The organism is Listeria aquatica, from assembly GCF_014223975.1.
Classification (GTDB): Bacteria; Bacillota; Bacilli; order Lactobacillales; family Listeriaceae; genus Listeria; species Listeria aquatica.
Genome location: NZ_JAARRM010000001.1, coordinates 705,556 through 720,976, shown reverse-complemented (window position 1 = coordinate 720,976; position 15,421 = coordinate 705,556). Strand labels below are relative to the sequence as shown.

At 41.0% G+C, this 15,421-nt stretch carries 11 protein-coding genes and 1 pseudogene; 1 reads left to right on the top strand and 11 read right to left on the bottom strand.

The features are described 5' to 3' along the window. Positions 1-19: 19 nt before the first annotated feature. The 7 genes and pseudogenes from HB912_RS03580 to zapA form a co-directional block, all read right to left on the bottom strand. A complete protein-coding gene (locus HB912_RS03580; protein WP_185372234.1) occupies positions 20-1,237 on the bottom strand; it encodes an aspartate kinase in 1,218 nt (405 codons plus the stop codon). Between the two features lie 24 nt (positions 1,238-1,261). Then, the gene (gene uvrC / locus HB912_RS03575) at positions 1,262-3,073 is read right to left on the bottom strand and encodes an excinuclease ABC subunit UvrC (protein WP_185372233.1); all 1,812 of its coding nucleotides are present in this window, start codon (positions 3,071-3,073) and stop codon (positions 1,262-1,264) included. 110 nt (positions 3,074-3,183) lie between these two features. Further along, positions 3,184-3,501 (bottom strand): thioredoxin, encoded by a 318-nt coding sequence (gene trxA, locus HB912_RS03570; protein WP_036072635.1) that lies wholly within the window; start codon positions 3,499-3,501, stop codon positions 3,184-3,186. A gap of 102 nt (positions 3,502-3,603) precedes the next feature. Then, positions 3,604-5,958, bottom strand: a complete 2,355-nt coding sequence (locus HB912_RS03565; RefSeq protein ID WP_185372232.1) for an endonuclease MutS2 — start codon at positions 5,956-5,958, stop codon at positions 3,604-3,606. Positions 5,959-5,969: 11 nt separating this feature from the next. After that, complete coding sequence (gene polX, locus HB912_RS03560) at positions 5,970-7,685, bottom strand: DNA polymerase/3'-5' exonuclease PolX (protein ID WP_185372231.1); 1,716 nt, start codon at positions 7,683-7,685, stop codon at positions 5,970-5,972. A 53-nt stretch (positions 7,686-7,738) separates the two neighbouring features. Beyond that, positions 7,739-8,284, bottom strand: a complete 546-nt coding sequence (locus HB912_RS03555) for a CvpA family protein (protein WP_036072639.1) — start codon at positions 8,282-8,284, stop codon at positions 7,739-7,741. 3 nt (positions 8,285-8,287) lie between these two features. After that, positions 8,288-8,556 (bottom strand): annotated as a pseudogene (gene zapA, locus HB912_RS03550) (cell division protein ZapA). Positions 8,557-8,730: 174 nt separating this feature from the next. Here zapA and rnhC point away from each other — a divergent pair. After that, a complete protein-coding gene (rnhC, locus tag HB912_RS03545; RefSeq protein WP_185372859.1) occupies positions 8,731-9,651 on the top strand; it encodes a ribonuclease HIII in 921 nt (306 codons plus the stop codon). Between the two features lie 194 nt (positions 9,652-9,845). Here rnhC and HB912_RS03540 read toward each other — a convergent pair whose 3' ends face one another. From HB912_RS03540 to HB912_RS03525, 4 genes are all read right to left on the bottom strand, one after another. After that, positions 9,846-10,748 (bottom strand): phosphotransferase, encoded by a 903-nt coding sequence (locus HB912_RS03540; protein WP_185372229.1) that lies wholly within the window; start codon positions 10,746-10,748, stop codon positions 9,846-9,848. A 111-nt stretch (positions 10,749-10,859) separates the two neighbouring features. Continuing rightward, positions 10,860-11,534, bottom strand: a complete 675-nt coding sequence (locus HB912_RS03535; protein ID WP_185372228.1) for a uracil-DNA glycosylase — start codon at positions 11,532-11,534, stop codon at positions 10,860-10,862. A gap of 162 nt (positions 11,535-11,696) precedes the next feature. Then, complete coding sequence (locus HB912_RS03530; protein WP_185372227.1) at positions 11,697-14,903, bottom strand: MMPL family transporter; 3,207 nt, start codon at positions 14,901-14,903, stop codon at positions 11,697-11,699. Beyond that, positions 14,903-15,361, bottom strand: a complete 459-nt coding sequence (locus HB912_RS03525; protein WP_221635640.1) for a MarR family winged helix-turn-helix transcriptional regulator — start codon at positions 15,359-15,361, stop codon at positions 14,903-14,905. The genes HB912_RS03530 and HB912_RS03525 overlap by 1 nt, the downstream gene beginning before the upstream one ends. Between the last annotated feature and the right edge of the window lie 60 nt (positions 15,362-15,421).

Below are 15,421 nucleotides of genomic sequence, written 5' to 3'. Positions count from 1 at the left end.
AAGCGTGAAACTCAATGTTTCACGCTTTTTCAAGTTCAAAGGTATCATGGAGAACCTGAGCGGCTTTTACCATTTCACGTTCTGGTACAACCGTTGACACTTTAATTTCAGACGTACTAATCATTTTAATGGGAATTTGTTGGTCTGTAAGAGCTTCAAACATCGTTGCAGCGACACCAGGATTTGAAACCATTCCAGAACCTACAATTGACACCTTCGCTAATTCTTGTTCCGATTCAATCTTTTCATAGCCAATTTCTGCTTTTTTATCTTCTAAAACAGCTAGCGCATCCAGCAAGGCCGATGTTTTGAGCGTGAAAGAAAGGTTCCCATGACCAAGACCCGTAATTCCTTGGATAATGATGTCGACATCTACAGCGTTTTTGGCAAGTTCCGTAAAAACTTTCGAAACGCGCATGTCTTCTTTCCTGCTCCAATGAACAGTAATTCGAGTAATCCCATCTTCAAATGCAACACCGCGTACTACTTTCGTATCTTCCACACTCATTTCCTCCTTAATCATCGTTCCCTTTTCTCTGCCATGGCTAAGTTTAACTTCGAGCGGCGTTTTAAAATTTTTCGCATATTCAACCGAACGCGGATGTAAAACGCCCGCACCAAGATGTGCCATCTCAAGCATTTCATCATAAGTAAGCTCGTCTAACTTTCTTGCCCCTTTAATGTAGCGTGGGTCACTCGTATAAACTCCGTCGACATCCGTGCAGATCGAACACTTTAAAGCCGCAAGTTCCGCAGCGAGCGCAACAGCTGTCGTGTCTGAGCCTCCTCGACCAAGCGTCGTAATGTCCCCATCACGCGTAATCCCTTGAAACCCAGCTACGATCACAATTTTCCCAGCGAGCAAAGCGTCACGAATCCGTTCAGAATCAATATCCAAAATCCGTGCATTCCCGTGCACACTTTCCGTTTCAATCCCCGCTTGAAAGCCTGTGAAAGAAACAGCTTCCTTCCCTTTCTTATTGAGAGCCATAGCAAGAAGCGAGATGGTTACCTGTTCCCCAGTTGCAAGCAACATATCAAGCTCACGCTTAGCAGGCGCTTTTGTAATTTCTCCTGCGAGTGAAAGTAACTTATCCGTTGATTTTCCCATCGCTGAAACCACGATAACTACCTGATTACCAAGCTCCTGCTCACGAATTGCTTGCTCAGCTGTTTTTTGAATCTTGTCCACATTCCCAACGGAAGTCCCTCCAAATTTCAGCAACACAACGCCCATTTTGTTCTCTCCTTTATTCAATCGTTAGTTTTCCTTATCGCTTTGAAGCTTATCATTGACCTCTTTTACCTTTTGAAAAACTGCCTCTGCGACCGCTTTTGGAATGCCACTTTCTTGCAATTCCTCAACTGTCGCCGCTTTAATTTTCTTCATGGACCCGAAGTGATTCAGAATTTTCTTTTTCCGACCCGGTCCAACCCCAGGAATACCATCCAAAATGGATTGAAAGCCCGATTTACTCCGCAATTGTCTGTGGAACGTGATCGCAAACCTATGCACCTCATCTTGAATGCGTTGAAGCAGATAAAATTCTTGGCTATTACGTTCAAGAGGCACAATTTCAAGTGGATCACCGAACAAAAGCTGACTCGTTTTATGCTTATCATCCTTCGCGAGCCCCGCAACCGGCAAATCAAGCCCAAGCTCATTTTCTAAAACATCTTTCGCACTGTCAATTTGCCCTTTTCCGCCATCAATTAAAATTAAATCAGGAAGCGGGAGTCCTTCTTTTAATACGCGCCAGTAACGCCTTCTTACAACCTCGCGCATCGTGGCGTAATCATCTGGCCCGTCCACCGTTTTGATCTTATATTTGCGATAATCGTTTTTGTTTGGCTTCCCATCCAAAAACGTGACCATCGCCGAAACAGGATCCGTCCCGTGGATGTTTGAATTATCAAATGCCTCAATCCGAGTTGGCGTTGGAATCCCCATTTGTTCGCCTAATTTTTCAACCGCTCCAACTGTACGTTCTTCATTTCGCTCAAGCAACATAAATTTTTCATTAAGGGCAATTTTCGCGTTTTTATAAGCTAATTTGACAAGGTCTTTCTTTTTCCCTCTTGCAGGCACCAAAATCTTGGTATCTGGGAGAAGAGCGGCCACAGCTTCATCATCGACATCATTTGGCAAGAAAATTTCCTTAGGCGGAATGTGGTTCGCTTTCTGATAAAATTGACCGATAAAAGTAAGAAAATCTTCATTCGCCTCATTATAAAATGGGAATTGAGACACATCGCGTTCGATTAACTTGCCTTGCCGGATGAAAAAGACTTGCACGCACATCCAGCCCTTATCAATCGCATATCCAAAGACATCTCGATCCACAAAATCATTCATTGTCATTTTTTGCTTTTCAAGCGTGGTTTCAATGGCATTGATTTGATCCCGAAATTCAGCGGCTTTTTCAAATTCCATTTCAGAAGCTGCATCTTCCATTTTCTCATTCAGCTCTCGCTTCACATCTTTATAGCCCCCATTTAAGAAACTCACGATTTCATCGGACATCTTTTTATAGGTCTCTTCCGAAACATCAAATACACAAGGAGCAAGACACTGACCGAGATGATAATATAAGCAAACCTTATTTGGAAGCACATGGCACTTCCTTAGTGGATAAAGTTTGTCTAAAATCTTTTTGACTTCATTAGCCGCATAGACATTTGGATACGGACCAAAATACTTTCCCTTATCTTTCTTAACTTGTCGTGTGATGATGAGTCTTGGATGGCGTTCACTTGTAATTTTAATGAAAGGATAAGTTTTATCATCCTTCAACCGAATATTAAAACGTGGATCATGTTTTTTAATCAAATTGATTTCAAGCAGTAAGGCTTCCACATCTGAACTTGTCACGATATACTCGAAGTCCGCAATTTCTTGAACAAGGCGCTGTGTTTTTACATCGTGTGCCCCTGTGAAGTAAGAACGAACCCGATTTTTAAGCACTTTTGCTTTGCCCACATAAATGATCACTCCTTGATCATCTTTCATTAGATAACAGCCTGGCTGGTCTGGCAAAAGCGCTAATTTATTTTGTAAATGAGTAGACACCATAAGATCAACTCCCTAATCAATACAAGCATTGAACATGCATACGTATTTTCTCTCAAAAAAAGACACCGCAAAGTTCGCGGTGTCCTTATTTTATCATACTTTTTGTTCGACTACATATATTTGTTAATCACTTCATCCAATTCTTCTTTTGGACGGTAGCCAATTACCGTATCCACAACTTCGCCGTCTTTTTTAACGAGTAAAGTTGGAATACTCATAATGCCGAACTTGCTTGGAATTTCTTGGTTCGCATCGACATCCATTTTTACAATTTTGAGCGCGTCTCCACGTTCATTTGCAATTTCTTCTAAAACTGGGGCTACCATGCGGCAAGGACCACACCAAGCTGCCCAGAAATCTGTTAAAACTAAACCTTCACTTGTTTCTGATTCAAAGGTTGCATCTGTAATTGCTTTAATATCAGCCATGTTAGCTCAACTCCTAACTCTTAATGTAACCCAAGTATACAACGGAGTTTGCTCTTTATTCCATCTTTTTGCTCAAAGAAAAGGTGGCAAAGTCAATTGAACTTACTTTAAATCGACGATCGTAATGCCGTTTCCGCCTTCTGCCGCATCTCCAAACCTCGTTGATTTGACCATTCGGTGATTTTTCAGGAACTCCGTGACACCCGTTCTTAAAGCACCCGTTCCTTTTCCGTGAATGATCGCAACACGTGGATATCCCGCGAGAAGTGCTTCGTCAATATACTTATCCACCGCTTGAAGCGCATCTTCATAGCGCATCCCTCGCAAATCGAGCTCAGAGCGAACCGGATCTGTATTTCGAACATTAGTTATCACGCGCTCTTTTTTAGGCTTCTCAGGTTGAATGTATTCCAAATCCGATTCTTTGATTTTCGTCTTAATAATACCGATTTGAACATTCCATTCCGAATTGCTAGCTTTATCAATCAACGTTCCTTTTTGACCTAAAGAAAGCACACGCACTGCATCACCCGGTTCAAGTTTATGCGTGACTGGCTTCGTTTGATGAACAACACGTTTTTGGATGGTCTTCGGCTTCGCCTCAGAAAGGCGGGTTTTGGCGTCAATCAATTCATGTTCCTTAATCCCCTGCGCCCCGCGAAGCTGTAACTCCCTGATTTCTCGAATAATGCCATCCGCTTCTTCTTCTGCATGTTCAATCACTTTAGCCGCTTCAGTTTTGGCTTGTTCAAGCAAACGCTCTTTATTTTGATGATAAGCCGCGACTTCTTTTTGTAAATCTTGAAGAAGGCGTTCCGCATCTCTTGTCGTTTCTTGTGCTTCTTCAAATTCCTGTTCTGCTAGATTTCGTTTATCCTCAAGATCCGTAATCATCTCATTTAAATTAGCACTTTCCGTATCAATCAAAGATTTTGCGGATTCAATTACGTCTGAATCAAGACCGAGTCGTCTTGAAATTTCAAAAGCATTACTGCGACCCGGAACACCAATTAATAGACGGTAGGTCGGACTGAGTGTCTCTACATTAAACTCAACAGAAGCATTCGTTGCAAAGGGTCGGTTATAACCATAAGCTTTGAGTTCAGGATAGTGCGTAGTTGCGACCACACTTGCGCCTCGTCTTGCAACTTCATCCAAAATAGAAATCGCAAGTGCAGCTCCTTCTTGAGGGTCCGTCCCAGCACCGAGTTCATCGAATAAAATCAGTGATTTTGCATTCATTTTTTCTAAAATCGAAACAATATTCGTCATATGTGAAGAAAAAGTACTCAAGCTTTGTTCAATGGATTGTTCATCCCCAATATCCGCAAAAACATCTTCAAAAACCGCTATTTCTGATTCCTCACGTGCAGGAATTTGCAAGCCTGATTGCGCCATAATCGTTAGCAATCCAAGCGTTTTAAGCGTAATAGTTTTTCCACCTGTATTGGGACCCGTAATTACGATAACCGAGTAGCCTTCTCCAAGCAAAATATCATTTGCAACGACTTTAGCCGGATCAAGCAGTGGATGTCTTGCTTCATACAATTTGACAATTCCTTGATCGTTTAGCCCTGGCGAAATTCCTTTCATGGCTTTCCCAAGCCGTGCCTTAGCCAAAATGAAATCAAAACGACCAAGCAAATACGTATTATGATGAATTTCAGAGATGTGTTCTGCTAAATGTGCCGATAGTTCCGCAAGGATGCGTTCGATTTCTTGATTGGCTTTAGCTTGGAGAGCTCGTCTTTCATTATTTAAATCAACGACACTTTGAGGCTCAATAAACAAAGTTTGTCCAGATGCCGACTGATCGTGAATGACACCGCCATAATGGCTTCGGTATTCTTGTTTAACAGGAATAACGTAACGATCATTTCGAATCGTAATGATCGCATCGCTCAACATCGTAGCAGCATTTCGGTCGCGCAATAAAGCTTCTAGTTTTTCACGCACACGCCCCTCTGTCCGGTTAAGCGTTTGACGGATACTGCGTAAGGTTTCACTTGCAGTATCGAGCACATAGCCAGATTCATCAACCGAAATGGCAATTTCATCTTCCAAATCGCGCAATTGGAGGAGTTCTGCTGCAAGGGTATATAAGAAAGGTAGCTCTACCCCCTGCTCTTCAAGATCGCCAAAGAAATTTTTCATCAGACGACTGACACGCAAGTTACTTCCAATTTGATAAATTTCAAGACCATTTAAATCCCCGCCAATTTCAAGTCGCTTCAAGTGGGGTAAAACATCGGTCAGGCCCGTAATTGGCGCACTGCCACGAAGACGCAGCACTTTTGCTCCTTCTTCCGTTTCTTGCTGCGCTTCTTTTACCTTGGCAAATGAACTTTCTGGACTAAGGCCGCGAATTGCCTCTTCTCCAAGCGTCGAAACAGCAAATTCACCCAGTTGTTGTTTGATTTTATCGAATTCTAATATATTTTCAAGCTTTTTTTCCATCGCTCATTCCTCTATTTCTTTTTTTCTATAAACGCTCTAAATGCTTCTTTTGATGAGGCATTCAAAACGTCTGCTTTTGTCAGCCAGCCTTTTATCCCTGCCCGGACACCAAGCTCCATAAAATCTAAATGCTTCGTGTCATGTGCATCTGTATTGATGGCAATTTTAACGCCTGCTTTTGTCGCCATTTCTAAATGCTCTGCTTTTAAATCGAGCCGCTCTGGATTGGCATTTAATTCAAGCGCTGTCCCAGTTTCACTTGCTAATCGAATGAGTTCAGGGACATTTACCGCATAAGGCTCTCTCCTACCAATCACGCGACCTGTTGGATGGGCGATCAAGCGGACATAAGGATTTTCTGCTGCCGTTTTTAATCGTGCCATAATCTCTTCTTCGGTTTGACTAAAGCCTGAATGGATCGAGGCAATGACAAAATCTAAATTTTGAAGAGTTTCATCCGAAAAATCAAGCGTTGCATCTGTTAAAATATCCATTTCTACGCCAGAATAAACATCAATTTCTGGATATTTTTCTGCAATGCGTCTGATTTCTGCTTGCTGCTTTTGAAGTCGTTCTTCATTTAAGCCATTTGCCACACGGAGAAACTTACCGTGATCGGTGATTACCATATAATCATAACCTTTTTGAATATTCGCTTGGATCATTTCTTCAATTGAATAGGCCCCGTCAGACCAGGTCGTATGCATATGCAGGTCGCCACGAATATCATCTAACGAAAGAAAACGTGTTTCTTCTGTAATTCGTTCTACTTCGGTTCCGTCAACTCGCACTTCAGGGGGAATAAACGGAAGATCAAAGAAGCGGAAAAATTCTGTTTCTGTTTGAAAATGATGCATCGTTCCATTTTCTTCTTCTACACCATATTCGCTGATTTTTTGATCTCGCTTTTTAGCCAATTGTCGCATCTTGATATTGTGTTCTTTTGAACCCGTAAAATGATGCAAAGTGGTCGCATAGCTTTTGGGTTCAACAAGCCTAAAATCAACTGAAATTTTAATCCCGATATCAAGTTCAACCGAGACTTTCGTGTCACCCGCACCAATTGTTTCCGTCATTTTAGGATGCTGAAGTAAAGCTTGTTTGACCTTATCCGGCTCTGTTGTTTCTAGCACATAGTCAAGGTCTTTTAATGTCTCTCGCATGCGACACAAACTTCCTGCCCGGTGAAACCGTTTAATAGCTCGAATGGTTTTAAGAAAACTTTCAATTTCTTCTGCAACAGGAAAAACTTTCGGAAACGGATACCGGTCTGGACGCGTTCCTAGCGCTTTTACTCCTTCGACTATTTTTTCAACTGACTTTTTCCCGAATCCTTTTAAAGCTTCTATTTTTCCATCTCTAGCTGCTTCAAGCAAACTTGCCTGATCTATAACGCCAAGTTCTTGATAGAGTCTGGCTAATTTTTTCCCGCCTAATCCCTCTACTTCAAGTAGTGGAACGAGCCCGCTTGGAACTTCTTTTTTCAAAGCTTCTAGATCAGCAGACTTTCCAGTTTCGATATATTCCTCAATAATATCCCCTGTTGCTTTTCCAATTCCCGGAAGCGTACGAATATCCTCTATCTCGCTTAAGCTACGGTTATCTGTTTCTAAACTTTGAGCCGCTTTTCTAAAGGCAGATGTTTTAAAGCTATTTTCTCCTTTTAATTCCATATATAAAGCTATTTCTTCTAATAAGCGAATGACTTCTTTTTTACTTGCTGTCAATTTTTTCACCTCTTACAAAAACAAGACCAGTTCATGCCACTGGTCTCATCTTTCTATTCTGAAATCACTTGTGTCATCCAATCATAAAATCGCTCGGATAGAATCGGTGTGTTGGTCAAGATCCACTCTGCTACACTTGAATTTTCTATGACACCATTTAGCCATTCAGATGGGTAAGCAGCGCCAAGATAAAGGATAACAAATAGAAGCAGATAAGTTGTTACAACTCCTAAGACACCACCGATCAAGCCATTGATTTGACTGATGACAGGAATCCGACCTCGGAACCCAATTAATTTCGTTAACATGTGTACGACAATGAGTGCAGCGATAAAAATAATTAAGAAAGCTAGCACATTGTAATAAGCATCTTCTGTATGAAGCAGCGCTAACAATTGATTAACGCCCTCTTCTGCCCGATCAGGTTTAGGATATGGTATAAAATGGATTTGCGGCGCAAGCAAGCTGTAATAATGATACGCTACAAAAAACGATAGGAAGTAGCCGACCATCGTTATAAGCTGGCGAAGCACACCATTACGATACCCATTAAAAAAACCACTAATCAGGAGAATAATTAAAATGATAGTTAAAATCATAAATCAATCTCGTCCTTTTACGAATTTTCTAATCGCGATTCAAGTTCACGATACTTTTCGAGCAGTAATAAATAATCATGTGTCATATTCACTGCTGTAAGAACGGCAAGTCTCCCGCTGTCTAGTGCACGATTTTGCGCACCTATTTCATGCATTTTGCCATCCACAATTTGAGCCACTTTTTTTAGATGATCCGTCGGTTCAGAGCCAACGATCGTATATTCTTGTCCATATATTGTTGTGATGATTCGATTCTTTTCATTATTAGCCACGCTAGCTCCTCCTTCAAATCTTCAGGTAACTCTCTAAGGTCATCTTATCACGAAAAAAGCGAGATGAAAAGCGGATAGCTACATAATCAGCCTCAAGGCGGAAGGGAGCTTCAAATTTTTATTGCTTTTATGATACAATACGGATACGGAATTAGTCAGAAAGGATGAAGACTTATCGCAAATACAATCATTCAAGTGCCCACAAGTAAAATGGAAGAAATCAAGGCTTTCTATAAGCCCTTTGATACGGGAAAAACGCCACCGGGAGCTGTTTTTTCTGCTAAAAAGCAAGGGCTCACGATAACTGCTTATAAATCCGGAAAAGTCATGTTTCAAGGGGCAGCCGGGGCAATTGAAGCCGCCAAGTGGGGTGTCACATCTGCCGCAGGCGAAAAGCCAAAGTCAAGTGCTTCTCCGCTTCCCCCACAGTTTTCATCAAAAAATGTTTTAGGTTCTGATGAAGTTGGAACGGGAGACTTTTTCGGGCCAATTACGGTTTGCGCGTGCTATGTGGATCGTGAGCACATGCCACTTCTTGCTTCGCTTGGTGTGAAAGACTCTAAAGCAATGAAAGATCCAGAAATCTGCCGAATCGCTGAAAAAATCATTCCTATTGTGCCACACAGTGTTTTAGCTTGTCCGAACCCCAAGTATAACGAGCTTATTGCTGCTGGAATGAATCAAGGGAAAATGAAGGCCATCTTGCATAATCGCGCGCTCTCCAATGTGCTAGCTCGAATTGCACCTACTCGTCCGGAAGCGATTTTAATTGACCAATTTGCCGAAAAAAACACCTATTACCGGTACTTAACAAATGAACGAGAGATTGTGAAACAGGACGTTTATTTTGCAACGAAAGCAGAAGGGCTTCATTTAGCCGTTGCAGCTGCTTCAATCATCGCGCGCTATAAGTTTGTGCAAATTTTCGCGGAGATGGAGCAGGAACTTGGAATGCCTTTAACAAAAGGTGCAGGTGCAAAGGTAGATCAGGAAGCGGCACAAATTATTCAACGTTACGGTTTGGATACGTTAAAACAATATACAAAAGAACATTTCGCCAATACAGATAAAGCTATTCGAATTACTCAAAGATAAGAAAAACAGTTAACACATAAAATGAAAAAAGAACAGAATCGTCAAGAATGCTCTGAACCTCAAAAGTTGGATAAACAACTACTTTTGGGGTCCCTTCCATTCGGCGGTTCCTGTTCTTTTATTTTGGACTAATAAACTTATGCGTACATTTTGTCCTCGACTATTTTCATTTTATTTAAAAATAGAATCATTCTCTACTCGGTTAAGCCTAATTCTTTTTTAGTCATTTGGATGTATTCATCTTGACCAGATAGTAAAGCAAATTCCGCTAAATCAATGGGAAAGCTAGCAGTTAATTCAATAATATGTTTTTTCATCTTAGGCCAGTGGTACCCTCCTGCTTCTTCGTAAGCTTTAATGAGTTTATCAAGACTTTCTTCTCCGAAAACTCGGTAATGGCCCATGAAATCTTTAGAAATATCTGCCACTTTTATTTCCGTCCAATCAATTAAACCCGTCACATTGGCCGATTTTTCAATAAGGATATGACCGGGATGTAAATCACCATGAATCAGTCCTGTTTCTTTCGGCCACATTTCTTCATCATTTAACCACGTTTGCCATCTGTTCCACAGCATTTCTCCAACACCAAATTTTTCTTTAACTGCTTCCATCCTTTTTTTCATATCTTGCTTAACTTCTACCGCTGTTTGAGTAGTAATTCCAGCTTCAGAAGCTTTCTTTTTTGGTATATGATGTAGTGTTACTAGCGTTTTTGCAAGTGTTTCATAAAACTGCTCAGGTAAATCGTTTTCATCGAGTTCAAAGATGTATCTCTTGGCTTCTGGGTCAATCGTTCCTACTGGGAATCCCATTAGTTTCTTATAGGCGATCAACTCTTCAGAATAAATTTCCCAGTAAGGAGCTTCAAAATCCGCATAGCGATTTATAAGATCGAGCCCAATTTTTTCTATCTTTGTTCTAGGAAATACATCTTTTCGTCTCGGAATACGAAGCACCCACTCCTCTTTTTCATAATCCATCGCAAACACAACCTGAAAGTCAACGCCTGATTCATTAAATACAAAAGTGCTTTCATCAAGTCTAAGCCCGTGTTTTTCCGCAAGTTTTAGCACTTCTTTTTTAGACTTACTCACTATTTATCACATCCCACTCTTTTTGTAACTCCACTAGTACAATGAATATCTTTTTTAGTATCCTTCAAGCAATCATAACTTAATACAAGCATTGAAAGTTCCGTACTCGCTTTATAAATTCGGAATTTGCCAATCAATCGGCTCTTCACCCTGTTGCATGAGATAATCATTCGTTTTTGAAAATGGACGAGACCCAAAAAAACCGTAATTTGCCGAATAAGGGCTCGGATGAGAGCTAGTTAAAATCAAGTGATTAGGGTTATGTAGTAGTTCCATTTTTTGCTTAGCATTTTTCCCCCATAGAATAAAAACAACAGGTCCTTCTTTTTGGTTAAGCAGCCGGATAATGGCATCTGTTAAGTGTTCCCAGCCCTTGTTTTGGTGCGAATTGGCTTTCCCAGCTTCAACCGTCAATACTGTGTTTAAAAGTAAGACTCCCTGATCGGTCCAAGGTTTTAAATAGCCATTATTTGGAATAAAACAGCCTAGGTCATTTTGCAATTCTTGGTAGATATTTTCAAGTGATGGTGGCGTTCGTACACCTTTTTGAACGGAAAATGATAAGCCATGTGCTTGGCCTCTGCCATGATACGGATCTTGTCCTAAAATCACCACTTTGGTGTCCTTATAGGAAGTGTACTTTAAGGCATTAAAAATGTCGTACATATCTGGAAAAACAGTTTTGGAGCCATAAGCTACTTTTAAAAATTCACGTAAATCCAGATAATAAGATTTTTGAAATTCTTCTTTCAAAAGTTCATCCCAATCGTTACCAAGTTGAATCATGTCTGTCTCCACCTCTAGTTTTAGTCTTTCGTTTATTATACTAAATTATCGCGCGGTTGCCAAAATCATCGCAACTTCTTTCTTTTTCACTCCAGAAAAACTATTTGAAAGTTTAGTGGTAAAAAACAAAGCACATTCCCTTAAGAAATGTGCTTTGCTCGATTATTTCTTGTCGTTTTGTTCTTCTTTATTCGATACAAATGGCCACCAATTTCCGCGACCAAATAGTTTCACCATAACAGGTATGAAAAGTGGTAAAACGATAACGGCGTATAAGATTAACCCAATCAACACCACAGTTGCAATTTCAAGCAATGAAAGAACACCTGCTGGCATCATCGCGGCGAATGTTCCACCAAGAATAATAACAGCTGAGAATATGACTCCTCCCATATTTTTCATGGTTAAAAGCATTCGTTCGCGAACATCTAGTCCAGTATATTCATTAAATCGACTCATAAGGAAGATGGAATAGTCAATCCCAAGCGCTACAAGAACAACAAAACTAAAGAACGGCGTCGCCCAAGTTAATCCACCATAGTCCATAATCCGTGTAAAAATGATCTCCGTAAAACCGAGTGCAGCATAATAGGTTAATACAATCGACCCCACGAGATAAAGTGGCATTACCATAGAGCGTAATAAAATGACGAGTGTTACAAAGACACTCACGAGAACAAGAATAATCACAAGATGGTAATCTGCAAGCGACATATCTCTTGTATCATAGTTCATGCTCGTCATGCCACCAATCCCGATTTTAGCATTTTCAAGTTTCGTTCCCTTTAAGCTGCTATCTAACTGATCATTAATCGCATCAATCGCGTCCATCGCTTCATTTGAGTAAGGATTTTTCTTGAGGACAACATTGATCGTCGCCAGTTTTCCGTCTTTTGAAATGTACTGGTCAAGCGCTTGTTTGAAGTCCTTATTAGCTAGGAGTTCGTCTGGAACATAGACCCCTGAATTCGCGTAACTCGTTTCAGACAAACCTTCAAGCATGCCACTCGCCTCTCCAAGCCCACTTTCTATTTTGGATAACCCCGACGCCCCGCTTAACAGTCCGTTTGAAAGATCACCAATTTGACCACTCATACTAGAAAAGCCAGTTTTAAGTTCCCCTTGTCCGCTTTCAAGTTGAGTTAAGGCTGATTTGATTTGTGGAAGCTGACTAATGACTTGATCTTGTCCAGATGCTGCTTGGCCAAGACCCGTCTCGAGTTCGCTCAAGCCCTTTTCAAGCTGACCGAGACCCGAATCGAATGCTATGAGACCACTTGAAACTTGATTCGACTGACTATTTAACGTCTTCATTGCACTGGAAAGTTGATTTAGTCCGTCATTTAGTTGTTTAATCTTCGTTTCAAGTGCCGCTGTTTGCTTGCCAAGTTCTGATTGTAATTGCGTTTTGAAAGCTTCACCAGCCGTTTCAAGCCCAGCGACATCATTCATTAATTTTTGAAACTCTGCGTTTTGAGTGGCTTCTGGGTGAGCCGCTGCAAAAGCTTTTAAAGAAGCGCCTACCTGCTGCATCTGCTTCGTTAACGCACTCGTATCAATTGTCTGTTTACTTCCAGAGCTATTTGAAAGGCTAGCTAGCGAATCTGCTAGTTTCTGTAAATTCGCTTGAACTTCCGTGTAACCTTGAAGCAACTTGCTCTCACCGTCTGAGAGTTTTTTTAATTCACTACGCGCTGTCTGCACACCTCGTTTTAACTCGCCTGCCCCACTTTGACCACTTTTAATTCCATCTCGAATTTGGACAAGTGCAGCTTCTAGTTGTGTAATGCCTGCTTTCGTTGCGGCCGTGCCAGATTGCAGCGAATCAATCCCAGAAATAGCTTGATTCATACTAGGGGCGGAAGCATTGAGTTCGTTTCCTGCATCATTTAAGCCTTTCTTCACTTCACCAATGCCATCCTTCGCATCTCCAAGACCATTTTCAAGTTGTCCAGCTTGATTTTTCACATAGATCGCATCCAGTCGCGTTCCTGCAGGTCGCGAAGCACTCATCACCATATCTACGTCTTTTAAATCAGCGAGATCAGTGGAAACTTTTTCAAGTAACGCAATATATTCACCCGTTCGCATGTTGTCATCATTTTCAAGATAAATCTGAGTTGGCGAAACTTGCCCTGCACCGAAACTATCCGACACAATTTCAAATCCTTTTTTAGATGGATAGCTACTACTAATTTCATCGAGAGAATCAAAACTTTCCGTTCCCTTATGCATGACAATTGGGGGAATTACAATAATCGCAACAATTAGTAGAGCAATAAACGGACGCATGAAAGCAAGATTTCCGGCAGCTCCCCAAAAGCGACTTTCTTTATGGGAAATATTTTTATTTAATGGCCAGAATAACACGCGCCCAAGCGTCCCCATGAAAAACGGAACGAGCGTGTAGATGCCTAGCATTAATATAACAATCCCGACTCCAACTGCTACCGCAGAACGATATAAATCAAATTGAACGAAATAAAGGGAAATAAAAGCTACTAAAACGGCGATGGCGCTGTAAAGCACGGTTTTACCGGCCGTTTTATAAGTTTGTATCGCAGCATCCCAACTTGCGAGCCCCTCTCCAAGTTCCTCTTTAAACCGACTAAGTAGTAAAATACAATAATCGGTCCCGATCCCAAACATAATACAAACCATGAAAATTTGTGTGTACGTAGAAACGGGAAAATCTAAATACTTCACGAGGAAAGAAACAACACTTTGAGCTGTCAGGTAACTAATCCCCACCGTGATAAGCGGAATAAAAGGTGCCACCGCCGAACGGAAGACAAGTAGCAGCACTACAAGAATGAAAACAACCGTGATCCCCTCTGTTTTATGTAAACCATCTTGTGAACCTTGTACCACGTCTTCTTGAATAACTGCATTTCCTGTTAAATAAGTGTCGAGACCACGAATTTCCATTTTCTGGTCGAGCTTTTCACGAATCGTTTTAACAGGCGTTTCTTTTGCATCTACTGTTAAGCTTGCAACAATCGTTTTCCCATCTTTAGAAACAAATTTATCAGCTAACTCTTTTTGATCAAAACTATCAAGCACATCCGTTACATGAAGCTCCTCTTGATCTTTTTTAATCGCATCCAGTGAGTTTTCGATTTTCTTTTTATCTGTCTTTGTAAGCTTTTCTTTCGATGTATAAACCGCAAGATAGGTTTCACCATCGCTATCTGGATTATGCTTTTTCTGCAATTCTGTTGCGAGTTGCGACGGATACCCATCTGGCAATTTAATTTCGCCTTTTTCCCGGACTAGGTCACTCATGCTTGGCGCTGTAAAAATCAACCCAAAAAGTAGCGCTAGCCAAATCACTAGTAGCGGCCAGCGAAATTTTAATACCCATTTCATCAGTGACGTCCCCCTTGCATTTCTCCATCAATGACTGTTTCAACGAGCTGATCATAAAGTGTCATCAATTTTTCACTATTTTCCTTACCAAATAAAGAAAGCCAACGATTGATCAACCTTTTCATTTGCTGTTCGCACTCCTGAAAGATTTCAAGCCCACTCGCTGACATCTTTAAAATAACTGCTCGCTTATCTTCTTTATTCTGCGTTCGAAGTAAAAAGCCCTTCTCCGTTAAATTTTTAATTTTCGCTGTGATCGCACTTTTATTCACATTTAGCCGATTAGAAAGCTCCGTTGCGCTCACACCCTCACCGGCGCGCTTTAATTCTCGTAACACAAAAAATTGTTCCGTTGAAATTCGCTTTCCGCCAATCTCCACTTCTTCAATCGCTTGATCAATTTCTTTTAATGCAAATAAATACGTCCGTGTATAACCGTCAATAAAGCGATCTAACATTTGCTCCACAATATTGATTCACCCCCTGAACTATTTTTCATTCTATCGCTTTTTAGACAA